This window comes from Moraxella sp. K02 (genome assembly GCF_041154755.1).
Lineage (GTDB): Bacteria > Pseudomonadota > Gammaproteobacteria > Pseudomonadales > Moraxellaceae > Faucicola.
In genome coordinates, this window is sequence record NZ_AP031590.1 from 303,694 (window position 1) to 327,720 (window position 24,027).

At 44.0% G+C, this 24,027-nt stretch carries 20 protein-coding genes; 10 read left to right on the forward strand and 10 right to left on the reverse strand.

Annotated elements, in window-relative coordinates:
* Window positions 1-88 precede the first annotated feature (88 nt).
* Window positions 89-793 carry a pseudouridine synthase gene (locus tag ACAM39_RS01405; RefSeq protein WP_369627955.1) on the reverse strand — a complete coding sequence of 235 codons (705 nt, stop codon included), beginning with the start codon at window positions 791-793 and terminating at the stop codon, window positions 89-91.
* Between the two features lie 239 nt (window positions 794-1,032).
* On the opposite strand from ACAM39_RS01405, the gene ACAM39_RS01410 reads away from it, so the two are divergent.
* From ACAM39_RS01410 to glyA, 3 genes are all read left to right on the forward strand, one after another.
* Window positions 1,033-2,271 carry a GNAT family N-acetyltransferase gene (locus ACAM39_RS01410; RefSeq protein WP_369627956.1) on the forward strand — a complete coding sequence of 413 codons (1,239 nt, stop codon included), beginning with the start codon at window positions 1,033-1,035 and terminating at the stop codon, window positions 2,269-2,271.
* Entirely contained in the window at window positions 2,271-2,882 is a 612-nt protein-coding gene (locus ACAM39_RS01415) for a chorismate--pyruvate lyase family protein (RefSeq protein WP_369627957.1), read from the forward strand. The genes ACAM39_RS01410 and ACAM39_RS01415 overlap by 1 nt, the downstream gene beginning before the upstream one ends.
* A 250-nt stretch (window positions 2,883-3,132) precedes the next feature.
* Window positions 3,133-4,392, forward strand: a complete 1,260-nt coding sequence (gene glyA / locus ACAM39_RS01420; protein WP_076775085.1) for a serine hydroxymethyltransferase — start codon at window positions 3,133-3,135, stop codon at window positions 4,390-4,392.
* 136 nt (window positions 4,393-4,528) lie between these two features.
* Here glyA and ACAM39_RS01425 read toward each other — a convergent pair whose 3' ends face one another.
* The 6 genes from ACAM39_RS01425 to ACAM39_RS01450 all read right to left on the reverse strand — a co-directional run bounded on the left by ACAM39_RS01425 (window position 4,529) and on the right by ACAM39_RS01450 (window position 12,348).
* On the reverse strand, window positions 4,529-5,458 hold the full coding sequence (locus tag ACAM39_RS01425) for a response regulator (protein WP_369627958.1): 930 nt from the start codon (window positions 5,456-5,458) through the stop codon (window positions 4,529-4,531).
* A 133-nt stretch (window positions 5,459-5,591) separates the two neighbouring features.
* Window positions 5,592-7,997: a sensor histidine kinase gene (locus ACAM39_RS01430; protein WP_369627959.1), complete on the reverse strand. Its 2,406-nt coding sequence runs from the start codon at window positions 7,995-7,997 to the stop codon at window positions 5,592-5,594.
* A 429-nt stretch (window positions 7,998-8,426) separates the two neighbouring features.
* Entirely contained in the window at window positions 8,427-8,858 is a 432-nt protein-coding gene (locus tag ACAM39_RS01435) for a roadblock/LC7 domain-containing protein (RefSeq protein ID WP_128680284.1), read from the reverse strand.
* 144 nt (window positions 8,859-9,002) lie between these two features.
* Complete coding sequence (locus tag ACAM39_RS01440; RefSeq protein ID WP_128680283.1) at window positions 9,003-9,533, reverse strand: GTP-binding protein; 531 nt, start codon at window positions 9,531-9,533, stop codon at window positions 9,003-9,005.
* Between the two features lie 149 nt (window positions 9,534-9,682).
* The gene (locus ACAM39_RS01445) at window positions 9,683-11,302 is read right to left on the reverse strand and encodes a hypothetical protein (protein ID WP_369627960.1); all 1,620 of its coding nucleotides are present in this window, start codon (window positions 11,300-11,302) and stop codon (window positions 9,683-9,685) included.
* A 341-nt stretch (window positions 11,303-11,643) separates the two neighbouring features.
* Complete coding sequence (locus ACAM39_RS01450) at window positions 11,644-12,348, reverse strand: DUF4230 domain-containing protein (RefSeq protein WP_369627961.1); 705 nt, start codon at window positions 12,346-12,348, stop codon at window positions 11,644-11,646.
* Window positions 12,349-12,651: 303 nt separating this feature from the next.
* Between ACAM39_RS01450 and ACAM39_RS01455 the strand changes: the two genes are divergently transcribed.
* Window positions 12,652-14,424, forward strand: a complete 1,773-nt coding sequence (locus ACAM39_RS01455) for a proline--tRNA ligase (protein WP_369627962.1) — start codon at window positions 12,652-12,654, stop codon at window positions 14,422-14,424.
* 151 nt (window positions 14,425-14,575) lie between these two features.
* On the forward strand, window positions 14,576-16,759 hold the full coding sequence (locus tag ACAM39_RS01460) for a carboxy terminal-processing peptidase (RefSeq protein WP_369627963.1): 2,184 nt from the start codon (window positions 14,576-14,578) through the stop codon (window positions 16,757-16,759).
* 328 nt (window positions 16,760-17,087) lie between these two features.
* Here ACAM39_RS01460 and ACAM39_RS01465 read toward each other — a convergent pair whose 3' ends face one another.
* The 3 genes from ACAM39_RS01465 to ACAM39_RS01475 form a co-directional block, all read right to left on the reverse strand.
* Entirely contained in the window at window positions 17,088-17,297 is a 210-nt protein-coding gene (locus ACAM39_RS01465) for a CsbD family protein (protein ID WP_036593367.1), read from the reverse strand.
* Between the two features lie 317 nt (window positions 17,298-17,614).
* On the reverse strand, window positions 17,615-18,103 hold the full coding sequence (locus tag ACAM39_RS01470; protein WP_309594248.1) for an FKBP-type peptidyl-prolyl cis-trans isomerase: 489 nt from the start codon (window positions 18,101-18,103) through the stop codon (window positions 17,615-17,617).
* A gap of 331 nt (window positions 18,104-18,434) precedes the next feature.
* A complete protein-coding gene (locus ACAM39_RS01475) occupies window positions 18,435-19,517 on the reverse strand; it encodes an AI-2E family transporter (RefSeq protein ID WP_257621714.1) in 1,083 nt (360 codons plus the stop codon).
* A gap of 287 nt (window positions 19,518-19,804) precedes the next feature.
* On the opposite strand from ACAM39_RS01475, the gene ACAM39_RS01480 reads away from it, so the two are divergent.
* The 5 genes from ACAM39_RS01480 (at window position 19,805) to ACAM39_RS01500 (ending at window position 24,023) form a co-directional block, all read left to right on the forward strand.
* A complete protein-coding gene (locus tag ACAM39_RS01480) occupies window positions 19,805-21,385 on the forward strand; it encodes a peptide chain release factor 3 (RefSeq protein WP_369627964.1) in 1,581 nt (526 codons plus the stop codon).
* Window positions 21,386-21,610: 225 nt separating this feature from the next.
* A complete protein-coding gene (locus tag ACAM39_RS01485) occupies window positions 21,611-21,865 on the forward strand; it encodes a hypothetical protein (protein ID WP_369627965.1) in 255 nt (84 codons plus the stop codon).
* Between the two features lie 174 nt (window positions 21,866-22,039).
* A complete protein-coding gene (locus ACAM39_RS01490; protein ID WP_369627966.1) occupies window positions 22,040-22,225 on the forward strand; it encodes a hypothetical protein in 186 nt (61 codons plus the stop codon).
* 42 nt (window positions 22,226-22,267) lie between these two features.
* Window positions 22,268-23,107 carry an RsiV family protein gene (locus ACAM39_RS01495; RefSeq protein WP_369627967.1) on the forward strand — a complete coding sequence of 280 codons (840 nt, stop codon included), beginning with the start codon at window positions 22,268-22,270 and terminating at the stop codon, window positions 23,105-23,107.
* Window position 23,108: 1 nt separating this feature from the next.
* Window positions 23,109-24,023, forward strand: coding sequence for a TatD family hydrolase (locus ACAM39_RS01500; protein ID WP_369627968.1), 915 nt, complete (start codon window positions 23,109-23,111; stop codon window positions 24,021-24,023).
* Window positions 24,024-24,027 lie beyond the last annotated feature (4 nt).

Sequence of the window (24,027 nt, forward strand, 5' to 3'; positions counted from 1 at the left end):
AATTGAACTGACTCATTTAGCTGACTTATTTAACTTTAACCGATTAGACCTGCTGACATATTGATTAAAGAGGCTAATGGCTGTCTACTCATCGCTGTTTGCGTCGGCTTGTTGGGTGCTTTGATTGTGGCGATTTAGGCGTTAACACGCGAGGTTTTTTGCGCGATTGTGGCTTTGTCGTTGCCGCGGATAAAGGTTGGACACCCAGTCGCTTTAAATCGGCAGCTGATAGCGGTATTTGTGTGGATGCGCCAACCTCTAAATTTCCCAAACTAAAGCCACTTGATGCCATGCGAATCAGCCGCAAACAGGGCAGTCCCACATGGGCCGCCATGCGACGTACTTGACGATTTTTACCTTCAAAAATGGTGATGGCGAGCCACGTGGTGACTTTGCGTTTGGCAATCTTGTCAGGCGCTTGCCAAATATGCTCGGCAATTTGTGCTTCACTCAGCCGTACAACTTCGGCAGGTAAGGTGATGCCGTCTTTGAGTGCTACCCCTGTTTGTAGTTGCTGTAGCTGGGTATCGCTTGCCTCGCCTTCCACCTGTATCCAGTAGGTTTTACCTTGTTGTTTGCCTGCATTGGCTTTGGGTGGATGGGTCAAGGCTTTATTGACTTGTCCATCAGCGGTTAGCAGTAGCAATCCTTCGGAAGTGGCATCTAATCGCCCTGCAACGCGTAAGCTTTTGTCGCTAAAATAATCGCTGAGCGTCGCAAAGTTGTTATTATCATCGCTGCGAAATTGGCTAAGTACGCCATAAGGTTTGTTAAATAAAATCAGTGTTGGCATGGTAGAGGATGACAAGTGAGTGAAAAAAAGCTTAAAGCGCATCAAGCAGTTGGCTGCTAAGTTGTTCAGTGTAAACTCTAATCTTGGCTATTGCAATAAAGTCACCGTTATAAACCATACCGCCCAACCCCATACATATTTTGCAAAATTGTGCCAAATTGTGCAAAAGGATAAGCCCGTATTTTTGGCTAAAAACAAGGTATAATAATCCGTTCATAAAACTACAATAATACTAACATATGTCCTATCACTATCAATTTACCACTGAGTTTGACTGGCGCTCACAGACACAGTGGCAAACGCCTGATACACCCTTTATGTCCTTTGATTTTTGGCAAGCGCTGATAGATGCAAAGCTGATTGGCGGGCGCAGCGATTGGTGGGTGCAGTATGTGCAGATTGTCGATGATGGCGCGCAACTGATTGCCGTGATGCCTGTGTTTATCAAAAAGCATCACCAAGGCGAATATGTGTTTGATTTTAGCTGGGCAGAAGCCTTTGAGCGCTATGGTAGAAATTATTATCCAAGATTGGTGACAAGCGTGCCCTTTACCCCCGTCACCGGCGAGCGGATTTGGGTGGCACAAGGTAAGTCATTAACCGCGCCACTGTATCAGACCTTACTACAAGCGATTGATGAATTGGCGAGTCGCTATCAAGCATCCACTTGGCACGGACTGTTTTTCTCCCCAAAAGACGTCCAAGCGTTGCAAAATGTGCCCAATCTTTGTGAACGGCTAAGCTGTCAGTTTTTATGGCAAAATCGCAATCTACAGGATAAAAAATGCGCCAATTTTGATGAGTTTTTGGCAACATTAACTGCCAAAAAACGCAAATCAATTAAGGTGGAACGCCAAAAGGTGCTCAAACAAAATCTAAGCTGTCAGGTTAAACTCGGTGACCATATCACTGAGGCGGATTGGGCTGTTTTTTATCAATGCTATGCCATGACCTATCTGGTCAGAGGGCGGCAGCCGTATTTGAATTTAGCATTTTTTAAGCAGCTTGGGCAGACTATGGCAGATAAGCTGATGCTTGCTCAAGCGCATAACGCGCACGGTGATATCGTGGCTTGTAGTTTGTTTTTTTTCGATGACGATGCCGCTATCAGCACGTTATATGGTCGCTATTGGGGCTGCCTAGAAGAATATGATTGTTTACATTTTGAGCTGTGTTATTACCAAGGCATTGAGTTTGCTATCAAGCAAGGCTTGCGCTACTTTGACCCTGGTACCCAAGGGGAGCACAAGTTGATTCGCGGCTTTTATCCAGTTTTGACTCATTCGCTACACCGTGTCTACGACAAGGTGTTTGCCCCTGCGATTGCCCAGTTTTGCCAAGACGAACAGCAAGCTATATTGGCGTACCAAGCCGATGCGATGACCGCGTTACCTTTTAATGACACCTATAAAAGCCAATTTTTTGGCGATGTTGCCGCGCAAGGCACCATACCCGATAATGAGTTTTTGAAAAAATAATGATAAATGTTGGTCTAAACCTAAACCTAAACTTAGCTTTCGCGCATTTGAGCGCAGCACACAAACAGCAGATACCGCCGAAACTTATCCCTTGGCTGACGTCAACAGGGTCGCTCACCGCCAAATTTGAAGCCTTATCTCAGCATAAACTCATCGTACAGCCGACGTTTGAAGGGCGGCAAACCTTGTCCCTGAGCGAAAAGCGCCAACTGCAGTTACCGCTTGGGGTGAGCCAATCGGCTTGGGTGCGCGAAGCCTTATTATTTGGCAAGCCTAATCAAGAGGCGTGGGTGGTGGCGCGGTCGGTATTTCCGTTTGCCAGCCTCATTGGTAATGCGCGAAAACTGGCAAATTTGGGCACAACACCGATTGGCTATATACTGTTTCGTCGGCATGGCGCAGTGATGACCAATCGCTGGATTGATATGACAGCGCAAGGCTGGCGGCGCACCACCCTTTACCAGTGGCAAGGCAGGCATTTTTTGATTAGTGAGACCTTTTTGCCTGCGTTTGAAAATAGCCTTATGGGTGAAGAAGAAAATGGCATGATTCATGTCAGTAGCGATAAAGGCGAAGGCTGGGTACAAAAACCATTAGTTGCTGTGCGCTAGTATTTAAATAGTTAGCCAAAAAAAGACAGTTAGGGTAACTGTCTTTTTTTATGAAAATTTTTTGGATGGCGCGTTGTATTAATGAGTTTTTCAAACCAATATCAGTCAGGTCAGTAGCCGACGACAAGTAATAGGACAAATTCAGCCAAATGGCTGGATTATTCACTAAAAAAAACCAAACCATGCTAAACTAAGCCATATTTTTCGGTTTTGTCCGCCCGTTTTTTGACTCACTTAAAAGGAAATTGCCATGTTTAAAAATGTGACTATTCACCAGTTTGACGCTGAACTTGCCCAAGCGATGGACAATGAAGCCAAACGTCAAGAAGACCATATTGAACTGATTGCTTCAGAAAACTACTGTTCACCAGCGGTGATGGAAGCGCAAGGTAGCCAATTGACCAATAAATACGCTGAAGGCTATCCAGGCAAACGTTATTACGGTGGCTGTGAATATGTTGACGTGGTTGAGCAATTAGCGATTGACCGTGCCAAAGAATTGTTTGGCGCAGACTACGCTAACGTACAGCCACACGCCGGTAGCCAAGCCAACAGCGCGGTATTTTTAGCCTTATTAAAAGCGGGTGACACGGTACTGGGCATGAGCCTTGCTGATGGCGGTCATTTGACGCATGGTGCGCATGTAAACTTCTCTGGTATCAACTATAAAGCCGTACAATATGGCTTAAATAAAGAAACAGGCATCATCGACTATGATGAAGTCGAACGCCTAGCCAAAGAGCACCAACCCAAAATGATTATCGCGGGTTTTTCTGCTTATAGCCAAGTGGTTGATTGGCAAAAATTCCGTGACATCGCAGACAGCGTTGGCGCATACTTGATGGTCGATATGGCACACGTAGCCGGACTGGTTGCCGCAGGTGTTTATCCAAGCCCTGTGCAAATCGCTGACGTTACTACTACCACTACCCACAAAACCCTACGTGGTCCACGTTCAGGCTTAATCTTGGCAAAAGCCAACCCAGAGATTGAGAAAAAACTCAACTCTGCCGTGTTCCCTGGCAACCAAGGTGGTCCATTGATGCACGCGATTGCGGGTAAAGCGGTGTGTTTTAAAGAAGCGTTAGGCGAAGATTTCAAAGCCTACCAGCAACAAGTGGTTAAAAACGCCAAAGCCATGGCAGACGTCATTATGTCGCGCGGTTATGACATCGTCTCGGGCGGCACGGAAAACCACTTAATGCTGATTAGCTTAATCAAACAAGAAATCACCGGCAAAGAAGCGGATAAATGGTTGGGCGATGCCCACATCACCGTCAACAAAAACGCGGTGCCAAATGACCCTAAATCACCGTTTGTGACGTCAGGGGTGCGTATTGGTACGCCCGCAGTCACTACTCGTGGGTTTGGTGAAGCGGAAGTAAGAGAATTGGCTGGCTGGATTTGTGATGTGCTCGATAGCCGCGGTGACGAAAACGTTATCGGCGAAGTGCGTGAAAAAGTCCAAGCAATCTGCGCCAAACACCCAGTGTACGAGCAAACCGCTTAATCATTGGCTATTAAAAACTGCGCAAAAAACCGCCTAAGTCGTGAAATTGGGCGGTTTTTTTATGGCTAACATTTATTGATTGAGATGGCTCAAATGCGACGCTTTGAACCTGTTATCTTACGCACTAGATTTTAAGCTAGGCAAAGCGCGGTTTACCAATACCAAAGCGTGATAAGAATTTTTTAACTTTATTACCAAAACTGCGCGTTTCAACTTCAGTGACGGCATCAACGACATGTCGTGCTTGTAATTTTGGTTGATTGACTAAGGTCTGGTGATAATCATAAGCGCGCTGAATACTGATTTCGAGTAACAACAAATTACTGGGGCGCGGTAGGTAGCGATACACTTGCCCTTTATTGATCAAGTCAATTAAGGTGTGGCTATCGTTGAGTGAGGTAAGTACCAATACCGCTAAATCTGGAAAGCTTTGTTTTAATGCATAGATTACGGGTGAAATGTTCTCGCCACCTAAGGACACATCGGTGATTGCCACGCCAAAACGGTCATTTTCAAGTAACTCAATCGCTTTTTCTAATGAATTTGCCCAGTGCGTTTCAAACTGGGTGAATTTTTGCTGCATCTGTAAATATACCATCTCACTGTCATCGATCACCAACACTTTGCGTTTGGCGATGGTTGGCTGAGCGATCTGCAGATTTTCTTTGAATACATCTTTGGTTTGCAGCGCGATTTGGGTGGCTTGATTGACGATACTTTTAAGTTCATCCGTCTGCCAAGGTTTGGTGATATAGCGAAAAATCTCCCCTTCGTTGATGGAATCAATTACCGCAGTTAAGTCTGCATAGCCGGTCAACAAGATACGGATAGTATGGGGTGATACGTCTTTGACATCTTTTAGTACTTCGACACCCAGTTTTTTTGGCATGCGTTGGTCGCTAATCACCACTTGAACCTCGTTATTTTGTACATAGCTTAGTAGCTCATCGGGCTCGGTGGTGGTAAACACCTCATGGGTGGCGCGAAAATGCATTTTTAGGCTGCGTAGGATGCGGTCTTCATCATCGATAAAGGCAATCTTAGGTTTGGTTACGGTCGTTATCATGGTCATGTCACTTAGGTATGTTGACTAAAATCAAGGTTGACTACAATTAAGGTTGACCACAATCAAGCGTGGCTCGTATATGGCTGATCAGATTGCCTGTCAGCCATCGGTTATCGGTTATCTAACATTAGCATTAGCTTTCTTCTGCGATTAAAAGCTTGGGTGATTGTTGGCTGCTAATCGCTGTTTTGGGCAATCTAATGGTAAATGTCGTGCCTTCGCCAAGTTGTGATTGCACATGAATATCGCTGTTATGCTGTTCCATGATTTGGGTCGAAATGGCAAGACCCAGTCCCGTACCTTCGCCTGCCGCTTTGGTGGTAAAGAATGGTTCAAAAATCTTGGCTTGGGTCTCAGCGCTCATCCCAGTACCGTTGTCCGCCACGCTGATATACACATTGGCGCCGTCTTCTGTGCTAGTAATGTGTAATCTAGGGTGCTGAGTTTGCCCCATCGCTTGTGCTGCGTTATTAAATAGGTTTAGCAGCACTTGGTTAATCTGGGATGGGTTACAACTAACCGGTTCGATAGCATTTAACTCAGTTATCACCTCTAAATGCTTGATATTGTTACGGGCAATGACTAGGGAGTTTTTGATACAGTCGTTGATATCGACGGCTTTGATTTTGGCTTGGTCAATACGAGAAAAATCACGTAAATTGACGACCAATTCTGAGATTTGGCTAACCCCAAATTTGGCATCATCCACCAATCCATGCAAATCATCACTCACCGCATCGGCGACCAATTCATCACTGCAAGCAATGGTTTGTTCAATCGTTTGATTGATGGTTGCTGTATCAGCCGGCGACGCTTGCATCAGCTGTTTGAGCTGCTGGGTATGGTCAATCAATTCGTCATAACGTACGATATTTTCATCAATCAACTCTAAATTACTACCCACGTAGCCCAATGGCGTGTTCACTTCATGGGCAACACCCGCGACCATTTGACCGATGGTTGCCATTTTCTCCGATTGTACCAACTGCACTTGAGAGGCTTTTAAATCTTTTAATGCTTGGTGCAAGTTTTCGGTACGCTCTGCCACTTGCTGCTCTAGGCGTTCATTGACTTGTGCTAATGCGCCTTCGTTCTCGACCACCCGCTCAACCAGCTGGTTCATCGAGTCAGTAATCACGCCAATTTCTTGAATGTTTGCCGGTGGCAATTTGTGCTCACGCAGTGACAGATATTTTTTTTGTGCAATCAACTGACCGATTTCACGGACGTTACGAGCGACTTGGTGCAGCGGTACCGCCAAAATACGGTGGAAAATATAACCACTTAATAGCAGTACCGGTAAGAAACCCAATAGCATATACCATTGCAACTGTTTACCTAGCTGATTGGCAAATAACATCAGTTCTTGATTGGGTTTGACGATGACCATTTTCCAATTGGTCATCGGCATGGCAAAAATAAACGCTGTGGAAGGGGTTTTGAGCAATAAATCGTTGTCTAAGCTGACTTGTTCGACAAAATGGGTAGCGTTGAGATTTTCATTTTGCCCGCTTTGGGTCATTAGCATGGCTGAAATGATGCGTGCTTCTGAGGGAGAGATTTTTTGTAGGTTGGTACTACTCACTAACGTATTGGCGGTAAAATCAAATTTACCACCGTCTATTTTTTGCGCTTGCTTGATGATGTTGTCATTGATGTTGTTTAAGCTTTTGGCAATGGGGGCAAAATCAGGGTTTTTCTTGGCAAAACTATTGACATCAATCATCTCGCCTTGCGGATTAGTAGCAGTCACTTGTTTGACTTGGGCTTCATTGGGGAAGGTCAAAAAATTGTTGTTCATATCGACCAAAAACACATAACCGCCTGTTTTGCGCTGCCATTCTTTGACCATCGACTGCATACGCCCGAGCAGCACATCAAAACTCACCACACCTTCAAAGCCATTGTTTTGCGCATTAAAAATCGCCTTGGCACAGGTCATGACGGGCTGTTTGGTGCTCGGGTGAATATAAGCACGGCTCCACACACAGTGGTCATGATTGGCATACACGGCAGGCACATACCACCAGTCACGGTAATAGGGCATGGCAAGTTGTGGTTGGGTTTTCTGGTCGGCTACCCGATTTGTGGTAAGTTTGGCTGGTGCTTGATAGCCAGGATTGATGGTTTGATATTGGCTGGCAGACTGCATGACACCTTGCATATCCCGTTGCCAAACAAACGCGGCTTCATCGACGTTAGGTTTGTACATCAAAGGGTCGTACCACACACCGCCGCCGACAATGCCTTTATCCATATTTGCCATTAAATTGCCAACACTGGTGTTGATAATATCGGCATTCTTGGGCAAACTGCCAGTCATACGGCTCGCTGTTACTGCCATGCCATCAATTTGACTCACACGCGACAAAATACCATTCACCGCCTCATTGCCAGTTTCAATGATAGTCTGAGAGGTCAGTTTGGCGACTTCAGGCTTGGCTTGCTGGTCAATGATCCAATACACCATCGCCAAAAAAACCAAAAAAACCAGCAATAATACGCATAACAAGCGTGTGGTAAGGTTGGAAAAATTCATCATTGTCACTTATCTGTTGGCAAATTGATTGGCTAATTAAATGACCTATTGCATCGCTTAGCCGCAAGTAAAAAAGCTTATAACCTCTTAAAGCCGCCGTTAACGCAAAATAAAAACGATGGTTAATCTAAATTTCCCAAATTGCGTCATCCTGTTGAGAAAATCGATTGCACCATCGTCCGTGGCGGTAGTTTAGTGAGGTTATATGACAAAATGATGAATTATACCGATAGAAGGTAATGAGGCAATCTATAGCAATTTTTGACGGGCATATTTTTAAGTTATTAAACTTAAGTTGTATAAAAATTCGGATGAACTGTAGAAAATGTTAAGAATGGATTGTTTGATATGGTTGACATGAGGGACATGAAAAAAGCCCTCAATGCTGTTGAGGGCTTTACAGTAGTTATGATATAGATTAACTGTATATTAATGAAATTCTTTATCGAGCTCTATCAAACGGTTAATCGCTTTATTCATACCGTGCATGATTTGCCCGAGCAAGACTTGTTGTTTGGTCACCACAATCACAATCATCGGCTGGAACTGACTAGGCACCGCGCTAATCATAATTTTACCGTTTTCGGCATCTAGAATGACTGAGCGACAGCCAGTAAGCTGCGCTTCGGCGGTCAATGCCTGTACCAATGCCAAGATTGAGCTGCCGACCGCGGATAATTTGCCGCCATCATAGGTTTTTTGAAAAATTGAATTGACTTCAAAGCCATCGGTTGATGACAACAACACCCCTTCAATGCCACTCGTGGTATGAATGAGTTCGTGCAATACTTCATTAGATAGGGCAATAAATTGCTCACTGGGCTTAATGCGGCTTTCCATTTGAAACAATTGGTCATTCATATTGGTATCCAAATATTTACTAGCGTAACGGGTTTAAAATTGCTGTCGAGTTTTTCAGTCACTGCGCTAAAGATCTAAGTCAAATGGCTGCGTTCACCGAATCGCTCGTTAACGTAAGCCATATACCGTAATTCAATCATGCGCTTACTGCGCTGTCAATTCAAGTGATGCAATAATGGTATCGACCAGTAACAGCACATCTTCTCTTTTTCGCATATCCACTGGGAAAATAGGCAGATTCTTGTTATTGGCAGTCAACCAGTCATGATAAATGCCAAAGTCGCGCTCAGGCATTTTATCAACTTGGCTGATACCCACGACGATGCGACCCGTATAAATTTTACTAAACGTCTCTAAATAATTTGCCAAATCTGCCACAGGGTCTTGGGCGGCATGGTCAATCAAAATAATAACCCCCATCGCCCCTTGCGATAAAATCGGCCAAATAAAGTTAAAGCGTTCCTGACCAGGTGTGCCATATAGACCGATATTGATGCCACCTTCTAGCACCAATTCACCGTAATCCATACCCACCGTAGTCAATGCCTTGGTGTTGACATGAAGGTCGGTATTTTTTACCTCAGTCGACACCACAGGGATATCCGATAAGCTTGCGATGGCTTGGGTTTTCCCCGCACCCATAGGTCCGCTAAAAACGATTTTCAGACGTTGCATGTAGAAAGCCTTACACTTATTGCATTAATGTAAATACAATATTAGGAAAAAAATTGCGTTAGTATCATACACGAAACCACGCTGTTAACTAAAAAAATTAATAAATCCCTGATAATACAATCAAAATATCAATCATCTCAATGAAAGATTTACAATCCCAAGCGTCGACGTAGACGTCCTAAAAACCCCATCATGCTACTGTTGCCAGTTTCTTGTGTAGGCGGGGTTGAACCTTGTGACGATGTAGCACTCGCTGAGATAGGTTCAGGCTCTATGGTACTATTATTCCAAGTACTATTGTGGGTAGTTGAAATACTGGGCAAGGTATTGGCTGACGATTCTGCCATAGCACGGCGGCTAAGGATTTCATCGAGTTTTGATTCAGGTTTGGTAGGCGCGGGTGGCTGATGTTGTGTTTGGGCTGACTCAGGTTGGTTCACAGGCGCCGTGGATTGTACCGTAGCAGATGCAGCAGGTTGTTCAACAAAAGCAGGTTGCGCACTGGGCGTAATTGGCTGCGGCTCAGTCTGGGTGCTTTCAGCGAGTGTCATTTGAGCGGGTGATATTTTTGGCAGTGATATTTCTGCTGATGACATGGATTGAGTCACTGGCTGACTAATCGTTTTACTATTGAGCTGAGCGATAGTTTGCTGATAGACCGAAGCAGGCAACGCACCTGCGACAAATAAGCCAATGAGTGTTTTTTTGACTTGGGGTAGCGAACATTGACTGCGTGCTACCAAGTCATCAATCGTTAACGAACGAGCTTCTAGTACACATTGGATTTTAAGATGGTCGTGTTGGTCGGCATCATGGGTGGGTTTTACCCACCTGTCTATATGGTAGTTGATGTGCGAATCTAGCAAACCTTCGAATTTTTGACCATGTGTGCTAGCCAAGTCCCATAGCCATTGCACCAAATTTGTCGCAGTCTTGACATCTAGCTGATTGGCAGCCGCATCATCAGCAAGCGAGATAATCCAAGGCTGATTGGACGAGATGTACTCAGACACCTCCCACACCCGCTGCTGTTTTGGATTGATATAGGCAAATAAGGTGCCAGCAGGACTTTTGATACTCAGCACTTCATTATGGCGCTGGGCAATCTGACTAAAAATCTTGGCAAATCCGATTAAATACTCATCATTGACAGTGCCGTTAGCGGTGGTTGATGACCCCATCGACTGGCTAGATGCGGCAAGTTGATTAGGCGCATTGTGGGTATGACTATTTGTAGCAGCTGAAGCTTGCGCAGACTGTGCAACACCAGATGATGGATTGGCAACTTGAGCAGGCGGATTTGAAGCTACGCGCTGGTTGGCTATAGTGTCTGTCTCTGATTGATAAGCGTGAGCGACATCAGCGGTGAGTTTAGCGGTAGTGGAGGCCTTATTGCTGACAGACACACCAGAAAAAAACGGCAATTGTGAAAATAACCACTCACTCAGCGGCTCCAAATCTTTGAGCGGCAACACCAATAAATCTTGCGATAAATAGCCATTTTCCGTTTCACTACGAGCGGTATAAATAGTGGCTGTATCAGGTTTGCTACTAATTAACTTTTGAACGCTTTCAGCATGACGAAAATCATGGTTGACCATAAATAAATCAATTTGCTGATTGTTCGCTGATACCCATTCAAGGTCTGCCTCTAGTCTAAGCAAGATGCGTAGATACCCTTTTAGCATCACTTGGTCGCCAGGCTTGATGCCAACCAAAGCAATCCGCATCACTTTTTTTAGACGATCTGAGGCAGACGTGACATTCATTCAGTAAACTCTCCAACAGCTAGCGAATTGATCTTTTACACAACTAAAACGCCATCAAGCATCCTTGCAATCAATTAACGTAACCCTTAGTGAAATGGATACGTTAAGTAGCTATTATTATTGCAATTTTTGATGAGAGTAGCAAATAAATGTCGTCTAAAATTAGCGGCCTATCTAGCGGGTTATAAAGTTGAGATTTTAGCAACGTTCTTAGTATTAAGGTAGGTTACATATCTATTATTTATGCCTTTCATACCAATTTTGACAGCGCACAAAAATAACATAAAACAAAAAAACGCTTTTACCCTTGGAATAGTCTTATTGATAGGCAAACAATCGTTTTAACGGCAATTGTTAGCAGGCGCGGTGACTTTCACATTCACTTGTACATTTGCCAGTGCAAATAGCGATTGTACTTGCTTTTGGGCATTATCATTGGCAGTTTGTAGAATGCCCGAGCGGCAAGCGGATGTCAGCACTTGGTTTTTGCCAGCCACTTGGGCTTGGTTAAATATTTGCGGGTCGGCTTGCATCATGCCAAATACCCCTGTTTGAATATCATACACTTCAATGTTATCTAAATAACTATCCAAAATCTGCGCAGCGGGCAAGGTGATACTGACATGGCTACCATCTGGGGTCACTTGTACATCAGTGGGTTTTAGTTGATTTAAGTCAATGCCTGCGGTCACCCGTCCATGAGCGACAAACAACCCCTTTTGTTGATCTTGCCACAGGGTGTACCAATTGCCTTGTTTTTGGCTGGTGATAACGGTATCGACATTATAGGCCACGGTTTGTAGTCGATTAAGACTTTGAATCTTAGTGACCACCCCTTCACGGGTTAATACCTCAACTTTTTTAGGCGTATTTGCTTGTTGCCACTGCAAAAATAGCCAACCCGCCACCGCAATCACCGCCAGTAAAAATAAACTCACCCAAAAAGAAACCGGCTTTTTGTTGCCCGATGCGGGCGGTTCTGGCAAGTTCGTAGTCAGTTTTGCCTCAGGTGATGGCGTGGAAGACGAAGTGGGGAGTTGGGTCATGTAGCCATTCCTAATGGTTTATTTAATAGTGGATGCTATTTTGTATGGTTATGACTTGCCATAATTTCAATGTAGTTAGTTTAAATAGCCAATGGGTATGACCAAATTGTCTTAATTTATAAAAATGCTAAAACCAAAAATGCTAAAATTCAAAAAGCTAAGTCCAAAAATACGGCATCGACTTGGCAAAAATTAAAAAAACTATTGCGCCACCCAGTGGCATAAAATAAGATAATCGGTTTACCAAATAGTCTATCCATTCTCGTTTTTTTCTTATTTCAAGCCCTACAAACAAGGTGTGCCATGCGAGCCAGTCAATTTACCTTTGCAACGTTAAAAGAAACCCCAAGTGATGCCGATATCATCTCCAGCCAATTAATGCTCCGTGCAGGGATGATTCGTAAATCTGCGTCGGGTCTCTACACGTGGCTACCGATGGGTCTAAAAACCTTACAAAAAGTTAAAAAAATCATCCGTGAAGAGATGGATGCCATCAACTGCCAAGAGCTGCTAATGCCTGTGGTGCAATCAGCCGAGCTTTGGCAAGAATCAGGTCGCTGGGAAGCCTATGGTCCTGAACTGCTGCGGTTTAAAGACCGTCACCAACGCGACTTTGTGTTAGGTCCAACGCATGAAGAAGTGATTACCGACATCGCGCGTAACTTGCTAAAAAGCTATAAACAGCTCCCTGTGAGCTACTACCAAGTACAAACCAAATTTCGTGACGAAATTCGCCCACGCTTTGGGGTGATGCGTTCACGTGAATTTATCATGAAAGATGCTTATTCGTTTCATATTGACCAGCCCTCACTACAACGCACCTATGATGATATGTACCGCGCTTATCATAATATCTTTACCCGTCTTGGGTTGGATTTTCGTGCGGTGCAAGCCGATACCGGCTCGATTGGTGGATTTGCGTCGCATGAGTTTCAAGTACTAGCGGGCAGTGGTGAAGACGATATTGTATTTTCAGATAGCTCAGATTATGCTGCCAATATTGAGCTTGCTGAAGCGGTGGCGGTCGGTGAACGTGCTGCCCCAACGCAGGACAAAGCCGATGTCAGCACGCCCAATATGCCAACCTGTGAGCAAGTGGCTGAGCATTTAGGCTTGCCATTGTCACAGACGGTGAAAACTTTAATCGTCGAAGGTGAAGCTACCGAAGAAGGTAAAGCCACCTTAGTCGCGTTAGTGTTACGGGGCGATCATACCCTAAATGAAATCAAAGCGGAAAAATTGGCGCAAGTCAAAGCCCCACTCACCATGGCGAGCGAAGAGGCGATGCAAGCAGCGGGTCTGCACAAAGGGTATATCGGGGTATTTGATTTGAACATGCCAGTGATTGTAGACCGTGCTGCTGCGCTGCTATCAGATTTTGTTAGCGGCGCTAACAAGCCAGATTTTCATACCACAGGCGTCAACTGGGAGCGTGATGCGTCCATCACCGAAATCGCCGATATCCGCAACGTGGTAGCAGGCGACCCAAGCCCAGATGGACAAGGTACTTTACAAATCCGCCGCGGTATCGAAGTTGGTCATATCTTCCAATTGGGTGACAAGTACGCCAAAGCGTTAAACTGTGCGGTGATGGGCGAGCAAGGCAAACCTGTCATTACTATGATGGGCTGTTATGGTATCGGCGTGACCCGTATCGTCGCCGCCGCCATTGAACAAAACCACGATGACAATGGTATCATTTGGAAAACCAGTAGCACAGGTGAGAGCCTTGCGCCATTCACTGTGGCGATTGTGCCGATGATTAAAGGCAAAATGAAAGATGCTCTAGACCCAGCGAAAGGGGACAAAGCAATGCAACTTGCCGAAGTGCTTTACACTGAGCTAAAAGCCCAAGGTGTGGATGTGCTACTTGATGACCGAGACGAGCGCGCGGGGGTAAAATTCGCCGATTTAGAGCTCGTTGGCATTCCCCATCGTATCGTTATCTCAGAGAAAAATATCAGTGAAACAGGCGAGGTGAAATACGAATATGTCAATCGCCAAGACGGTGAAAAACAATTGCTCACTGCCGCGCAATTAAACCAACTGTTTAAAGACAATCAATTGATTGGCTAATACAACAACTTAACGCTACAAACGGTGAGGTTTGCTAGATGATTTGAGTCGAACATTTACACGTTTTGTATGGTGTGGAAAAACTGACAGTGCTAAGATGGGCTGTCAGTTTTTTCTGTTTATCGCTTCATTAAATAGAGTAAGGAAAGTCATGCAATACAAACAACTTACCGCCAGTGTATTTGCCCTGTTGATGGGTGGGGCGATACTGGGACAAAGTTACCAAACCGCCATTGCAGCATCGACGAGCGTCGGACAGATCAATAACGAGCAGCGGCAGGTGACTCGGCAAGTCGCAGCGTTGTTGGATCGTAGCCATTATCTAGATAAAAAAATGGACGCGGCAACGGGCAGGCAAATTTTAGGCGACTATTTTGATGCGCTTGACCCCAATCATAGCGTGTTTTTGCAGTCCGATATTGATGAATTTACCCAAAAATATGGCAATAGTTTTGCCGATTATCTCAAGCGCGGTGATTTAAAAGCGGGTTTTGAAATCTATCAGCGTTTTATTGAGCGCTCAAAAGCGTATTACAGCTTTGCCGATAGCTTGTTAAAATCCCCTGTGAGTTTACAGAGCAATGAAACGGTCATTATGAACCGTGAAAAATTGCCACGTTTTAAAACCGTTGCCGAGCAACGCGATTTTTGGCGCAAACAGCTGACCTACCAGCTGATTGGCATGACCATCAATCAAGATGAAGACAAAAACAAAGACAAGTTTTTGCAAGAAAATGCCGATAAATACAACGCCAGTGATTTAGTCAAAAACGAAACGCGCTCCCCAAGTCAAGTGCTAGACCAGCGTTTGAAGCGCCAATATGCGCAGCTACAGCGTATCGATAGCGACCAAATCGTTGAAACCCTGTTAAATGCAGCGATGGCAGCCTATGACCCGCACAGTAATTATTTCGCCCCCGTGCAAGCCAATGAGATGCAAATCCAATCGACGCTTGAATTGGTCGGTATCGGTGTCTCGATTCAGCCCGATCGCAAGAATCCTGACTACACCCGTATCATCAGCCTAGTTGATGGCGGGCCTGCCGCTCGTTCGGGTCAAATCAAACCCAATGACTTAATCATCGGTGTATCGACTGAAGACAAAGGCATGGTCGATACCATCGGTTATTCGACACGGGAAGTGGTGAACCTCATTCGCGGTAAAAAAGGTTCATCCGTTACCGTGCGCGTCAAAGCGCCTAATACCCCAGACAGTAGCGCGCGTAATGTCACCCTGATTCGTGATGTGATTCAGCAAGAAGAATCGGGCGTCAATCATCGGGTGATTAGTGTCAAAGATAAAAACGGACAAGCCAAAAAAATCGGTGTGCTAGAAATCCCAAGCTTTTATCTGAACTATAAAGCCCGCCGTGCGGGAGAAGACTATCGTAGCGTCAGCATTGATACGGAAAACGCGTTAAAAGCCTTAAACCAGCAAAATATCGATGGCTTAGTGGTAGACCTGCGTGATGACCCAGGTGGTTCACTCGATGAAGTCGCCAAAATGATTGGCTTGTTCGTCAAGTCAGGTCCGCTGGTACAGATTCGTGATAACCGCGGCAATATCCAAGTGTATGAAGACGAAGACAAAGGTAAGCAGCTGTATACAGGCCCCATGACCGTACTCATTAACCAAGGCTCGGCATCAGCCAGCGAGATTTTTGCCGCAGCGATTCAAGATTATGGTCGCGGTCTGATTGTCGGTAGCACGACCACAGGTAAAGGCTCAGCGCAAATTCAGCTAGATAACCTTGCCTTAGGGTCAGCAACCTTAACCCAGCGCAAGTTCTACCGTATCACTGGGGGCAGTACCCAAAATAAAGGCGTGGTACCCGATGTGCGCTTAGTCAATATCCATGAAGGCATGGAGTTTGGTGAACGCAGCATGAAAAACCCACTGGCGTGGGATACCATTCGTGCCGCGCCGTACCAACCTGCTGGCAACTATTCCCGTGAGACCCTGCAATCGCTCAATGCCTTGTCACAGCAGCGTCAAGCAGCCAATGCCCAGTTTGCTTATCTAAGCCAACTCAACAGAATCCGTAATGAGGAAGATGATAAGAAGCCTGTCAAATTAGACATCAATGACCGCCGTGCTTTCCGCAAAAACATTGAGGCGAAAACGTTAGCGGCAGAAAATGCAAGACGCCAAGCCAATGGGGAAAGCCCCTATAGCACGTGGACAGCGTACCAAGCTGCACAAGATGCAGAATTAGAAGTCCGTAGCCGTCTAAAACAAGCCGAACGTCCAAAGCTTCCTGAGAGTGAAGCATTTGTGATTGAAGCGGCTAATGTCATGCTTGATGCACAGACAGCCAACAACCAACGCCCCTAATGGCAAAATGCGTGTAAGCAAAAGCTTACATGCATTGACGTTTGTACCACTGTTACCGAATGGTAAATTTTGTAATAATACATTCAACGGCACAGGGATGGTTCTCAAGGATTGAGATAAGGACAGAATTGCCAATAAGGGAATGGTTTATCGTAGTATTAAGGAATGATGCTTGATAAACACGTGGAGTGAGACTTAGGATGAGTCAAGAAATTCACTACCAGTTAGTAAGGACCTTAAGGATGAGTTCAGTGATGCTAGGATAGCAGGTAAAAAAGCCATATCAGAGGATATGGCTTTTTTACTTTGGAGGAGGGGTTAATCTATTCTAGAAACGATAGTTGTGACGGGTTGACCAGTCATCGATTTCTTTTTCTACCACATCTTCGGCGCGACCATAACGCTCTTGGATTTTACCTGATAGTTTTTGGCGATTACCTTCCAACTGGGTAATTTCATCATCAGTTAAGTCACCCCAAGTTTCTTTTACAGCGCCTTTAACTTGTTCCCATTGACCTTTAATTGTATTCTCGTTCATGAGTAGTATCCTTTTTTGTAATTAATTTAATGCTATATAAATAACTAAAAATATATACCCAATCATGGGTCTTTATTATTTCTTAGATTGTTTGTTGGGTATAGAGCTAGTATGCCAAAATTTAGCGCACAGTGTGTGGTAAAAACTGTAGTAAAGCATCAAAAAACGTAACTAAATCAATGATTTTGTAAATAATATCAAGCTTTTCTTACACGGCAGACAATAACTTTACAGCCTAAACAACCTAAAATTTTGCCCAAAAAAAGAAGGCTATAAATATAGCCTTCCATTTAATCTTTCTAAGCTTTAATGACGACTTAGTGGTGATGACCGCCTGCACCGTGTACGTGACCGTGTTGTAACTCTTCATCTGATGCGTCACGAATGTTTGCTACTTCTACATCGAAATGAAGTTTTTTGCCCGCTAAAGGATGGTTAGCATCAACAATCACTTTGTCATCTTGTACATCTTTAACGGTTACCAACATCACATGACCGTCTTCAGTTTGCGATTGGAACTGCATACCTGGTTGGATATCTTCGACACCTTGGAAGTTTTCGCGTGGAACTTCTTGAACTGCCGCATCATCAAATTCGCCGTAAGCATCTGCAGGTTCGATGCTTGCAGTAAATTTATCACCCACTGATTTGCCGGCTAATTGTGACTCAAGACCTGGAATAATGTTTTGGTAGCCATGTAAGTACGCTAAAGGTTGACCTTCTGGTGATTGGTCAATAACGTTACCTTCGTCGTCTTTTAAGGTGTAATGAAAATGTACAACGTTGTTATTATTGATAGTAGACATCGCTAAAATTCCTTATAAATCAATGAATGGATTGGCAAATCGCTTTTTTGGCACAATAAATTAAAAATTGCTAGGATTTTTCACTATAATTACCGTGGAAATCTTTCAAATTTTGGTTAAACCTCAAAATAAACCAAAAAATGTTAATGTAAATTGTAACATCAATCATTAAAAGTTTGGCAGTTATAGACTTTAAAACACATTTTTAATCATTCAACCATACAACACTGTAACAATAAAGCCGTGTTCTGTTATTAATGGCGATAAGATTTAAAAATTCAATTTATTGGGCAAATTATTTATTAATGAATCCTGTAGCCAGTAGGGGCGTTTATATAACCCAGCCCCTATCTGCCAAAATGCGTTTGATTTGGGCGTAAATAATCGGCGCAGCTAACAAGCCTGCCAGTCCAAAGGTGGCTTCTAATACCAACATAAATAGCAAAAGCTCCCAGGCGGTCGATCGGATTTTGCTACCAATAATCTGCGCATTTAAAAAATACTCAAGTTTGTGAATGGTCACTAGCCACAGTAATGATGAAATACTAACGATGAGTCCATGGGTCAGACTGAGTGACACAATAATGGTATTTGAGATTAAATTCCCAATCACAGGCAGCAAACCTGCTATAAAAGTAATAAGCACCACAGTCCATGCCATGGGCAGGGGATGACCTACCAAAGGTAAAATACCCAATAAATAAATAGCGGTGAGAATCGTGTTAATTGATGAGATTTTGACTTGGGCAAAAAATACATCGGTAAAACCTGCCATCAGCTCATCAAATTTTTGACGAAAGTGACGCGTTAGGGGTTTAGTATGTAAATGCGCATGGGCAGGGACTTGTATGGCAATAATGCCACCAATCACCGCACCAATGATAGCATAGCCAAACCCTTTGAGCGTGTGAATACCTGCAACCTGCAACTGTGGCGCATAGTCTTTGATGGTTTGGGCAAAAATACGTTTGATGGAACTGACCGATTCAGGCAAATGCTGTGACACAGAATCGGGCAATAAACGATGCAGTTGGTCAATCACCAGCATAACCTGAGCAAGCAGGCTGTTAAATCGCTCGACGCTGGCTTTTTCTGCCACCCAATCACCAAACAAATAAATACCGATACTGGTGAGTAATACCAACAAGAAGATAGCAATCCCTTCGGCGCGTTGGTCTAGCTTGATACGTTCTGAAAATTGCGGCTTGGGTGCCACCACATGACGCCGTATCCAATTGGCGATGCCGCGTGTCAGCGCATAGACAATCAGCCCCGAGAACATCACCATGCCAAGCTTTAAAACCAGTACAGGCAGCCAAACAATAATCACACTACTGATGGCAAAAAAGAAGGTTTTTAAATCAGGTAAATTTGACCGAGAGGTTGGCATCGTCGGTACAACAGAATCCGTCATTACAGGCTCGATAAGTTGAGGTGAGCTAGGTCGTAAGGGTTTTGTTGAAGCTGATTCAAGGGTCATAGCGGATATCATAGGTCGGTAAAAAAAGATGAGATAAAACTAACACAATTTTAGTGATTAAAGTATTAGATTTATGACAAAATTTTGTCAAAATCGCGCGCGTGATGCGCAATAATAACCGGTGAAAATCGCAATCAAACGTAAAATCGGCTACAATACGCCATCTTTTTTATTCTTTCTTTTATCGGTTACCAAGCCTCGCTACTTTTAAGTCAAACACTATGTCACTACATTCTGAAATCGCCAAACGCCGCACTTTTGCTATCATCTCGCACCCCGATGCCGGTAAAACCACCATGACCGAAAAATTACTGCTGTGGGGGCAAGCAATTCAGCGCGCAGGTGAAGTCAAATCACGCAAAACCGACAAACACGCGACATCTGACTGGATGAGCATGGAGCAAGAGCGTGGTATTTCAATTACCACCTCGGTGATGCAGTTTCCCTATGCTGAAAACATGGTCAATCTGCTAGACACCCCAGGTCACGCCGACTTTTCAGAAGATACCTATCGTACCTTAACCGCGGTGGACAGCGCACTGATGGTGATTGATGGGGCAAAAGGGGTCGAAGAACGAACTATCAAGCTGATGGAAGTATGTCGGATGCGTGACACGCCGATTATCTCATTTGTCAACAAGCTTGACCGCGAAATCCGTGACCCGTTATCACTGCTTGATGAAATTGAAAACGTCCTAAAAATTCAATGTGTGCCGATGACGTGGCCGATTGGTACAGGTCAGCATTTTGTTGGGGTATACAACATCAGCGAGGATAAAACCTACTTTTATCAAAAAGGTCATGGCACTGAGATTGTCGAGATTGAGAGCCGTGACGGCTATGACTATCCAGACGTCCGCGAGAGAATTGGTGAAATTGCCTTCCGTGAATTTGAAGAAAGCCTAGAGCTTGCAAAAATGGCACATGAAGATTGGGATGTCGATGAGTTTTTGACCGGTAAACAAACGCCTGTGCTATTTGGTACGGCGTTGGGTAACTTTGGCATTAACATGGTGCTTGATGTACTGACCCAATATGCCCCAGCGCCTAAAGACCATGACGCCGTTGAACGCACTGTCAAAGCCGATGAAGAAAAATTCTCCGGCTTTGTCTTTAAAATCCAAGCCAACATGGACCCAAAACACCGTGACCGTATTGCCTTTATGCGGGTGTGTTCAGGCAAGTACGAAAAAGGCATGAAAATGAAACATGTGCGCTTGGGTAAAGAAGTACGCATTTCAGATGCCTTGACCTTTTTGGCAGGTGACCGCGAAGCGCTGGAAGAAGCGTATTCGGGCGATATCATCGGCTTACATAATCACGGCACCATCCAAATTGGCGATAGCTTTACCGAAGGTGAAACTTTAAACTTCACAGGCATTCCCCACTTTGCGCCAGAATTGTTTCGCCGTGTGGTACTCAAAGACCCGCTAAAATCCAAACAACTGCAAAAAGGTCTACAGCAGCTATCAGAAGAAGGCGCCACCCAAGTATTTATGCCGCAAATCAACAATGATTTGATTTTGGGTGCGGTAGGCGTGCTACAGTTTGAAGTGGTCGCGCATCGCCTGCTTGAAGAATATAAAGTGCAATGTACCTTTGAGCCTGTGTCGATTGCGACGGTGCGCTGGGTGCATTGTGATGACAAAGTGGCTTTTGAGAAGTTTAAGAAAAAAGCCCACGACCAGTTATCTGTCGATGGCGGTGGGTATTTGACCTATCTTGCCCCAAGCCGGGTTAATCTTAAATTGATGGAAGAACGTTATCCAGAAATTACCTTTAGCGCTACCCGTGAGCATTGATACATTCATCGTGATAACTGCAGAAAAGCTGACAAACCCTGTCAGCTTTTTTTCAACCTTAAAAGGATTTTACCCAATTTACCAAACGATAACCTAATGATGGCAAACAATAAATATTGGTAACCTAATTACTTTAGTAAACCGCTTAAATTTTGGCTACAATAAACCCATTAGCGATAACTATTAATTTAAAATTTTAACAACTACAACAAAAGTGAGGATACTATGCAATTTCCAAATGGTGTAAACAAATCAAACTTAATTAAACTTGGCGTACTTGGTGCCGCTTACTATATGTTAAAAGGTCGTAATAAAACCCAACCAACCATTGAAAATAAGACTAGAAACCAAGCAAATAACCCTGTACCTGCAGATAATGACAATCGCGCTGCAGATTCAACTGCCACTAAAACTACTAAAACTACCGCATTTACTATGGGTAAAGAGCTAGCTGCTAAAGTATTAGGTAAAAAATTCTAATAGTTATCGAATACTTATCAAATTACGTTATTATATAACAGCTATTTACCATAACGGCATTTGAAAACAGCCCATTAGTCCACCATTAAACCGGTATCGACTGATGGGTTTTTTTATGGCAATACTGTTAAAAACTAAGGTTTAAAAACTTAAGTTTAGAAAATAAGGCAAGATATGAGCATATCGAGGGTGATTAAACTAGGGGTTGCTGCCACAGCTTTATTGTTGCTACCTAGACGCAGTAGTCCACAGGCTGATAAAGTTACCAAGTCGCCTAAAAGTCTATCCGCTAAAAACACACTTGAGCAGCCTATCAATAAAAATACTGAGCACGATAACCATAACTTAAACAATGGCTAAAATTTTTATGTTATGGGCAGATAACACATAAAGGATAAATGAATGACGTTCATGAAACATAAAAGTCGCAGTGGAATTTGCCTGACAGCCTTGATGATGCTCATGGCAGCACAAGCTCATGCCCAAGATTTGTATATGGCAAAGCATTATCCTAAAGTCAATGAAAAACTCTTTGATAACTGTGGAAAAATTTGCCCAGAGATTGACTATTATTTTGTACAGACAGGACAGGCTTGGCTCGATGCCATTATCAATAAAGACGTCACCACAGCCATCGCAATGGTTGATGATAACCAAGATAAAACACAAGCGAAAAAATGGCAAGATTTTACCCGTAGTGCGATGCCCAGTGATAGCCAATACATGCAGCTTCTTAATATGGGGATTAACCGATTAATTGCAGAAAATAAAACCATGGTGGCAGCACGCGGTAAAGATTTTGATAGTGGTATAGCGCCCGTGCAGATAATGGCAAAGCCGATTTATTTGGGTCATAAAAATGATTTAGAGTTATTTGCGACGGAATTTTATCAATTCACGGGCGGCGCCCATGGTATCAGTACGACCAACTATTATGTATTTGATATGCGCCAAAAAAAACAATTATCGCTTGCCGATGTGCTGTTACCACAGCAAAAAACAAAACTTGAAGCCTTGGTCAAAGCCCAATTCATTCAATATCTCAAAACCCATGAGATTAATCCTAACGCGCATTTTAACACTTGGCCATTTAGTTTGACCGACAATTATAGTTTTAATGGTCAGGGCATGACGTTTTTGTATCAGCCGTATGAGATTGGTTTTTATTCGCTGGGTGCCCCGCAATTGACCGTGCCATACAGTAAGCTAAACGGCATTGTCAAACCACAGTATTTGAAATGATATGACTATGATGAATGATACGGCTTGCTCGTTTGATTTGCCATTAATTGATACGCATACCCATTTTGATGTGGATAACTTCGATCATGACCGCGAAATCCAATCCCAACTGGCATGGGATAACGGCGTTCATCATCTGGTTTTAATCGGTTTTTTAGCAAAGTATTTTGCACAAATGGTGGCGTGCCAACAGCAAATGCAAGGCTATGGGCAACAAGGCAAAGCCACACCTTTGGCGCATTTAGCCTTTGGGTTGCATCCTTTTTATATTACTGAGCATAAAGATAGCGATTTGCAGCGGCTAGAGCAGTTTATTCAGCAATATTCACCCATTGCGATTGGGGAAATTGGGCTTGATACCTTTACTGCGGAAATGAAAACTACAGAGAACTATACTCGCCAGCAAGATTTTTTTGCTCAGCAACTTGAATTGGCAAAACACTACCAACTACCTGCGCTGCTACATATTCGCCGCGCGCATGGCGATGTGATTAAGATGTTAAAAGCACAAAAATTCACTCAGGGCGGGATTGCGCATAGCTTTAGTGGCGGCATCCAAGAAGCCAAAGCGTTGGTCAATCTGGGCTTTAAAATCGGCATCACCGGGCAAGTGACCAATCCGAATGCCAAAAAACTGCGCCACACCCTTACAGAGCTTGTCCAAACCGTTGGGCTTGATGCTATTGTGATTGAGACGGACTGCCCAGACTTTACGCCGCTGCCCTGTCATGAGACGCACGGTAGGCGCAATGTACCTGCCAATCTGCCTTACGTGCTGACAGCGTTATCAGACTTATTAAAAAAAGATCAATCACGGCTCGCCAAGCAACTGTGGCAAAATAGCTGCGCTGCGCTGCAAGTGAGCTGGGAGTATCCCATCCCAAACAAATTTAACATAAACCCTGACCAAGATTAAGATA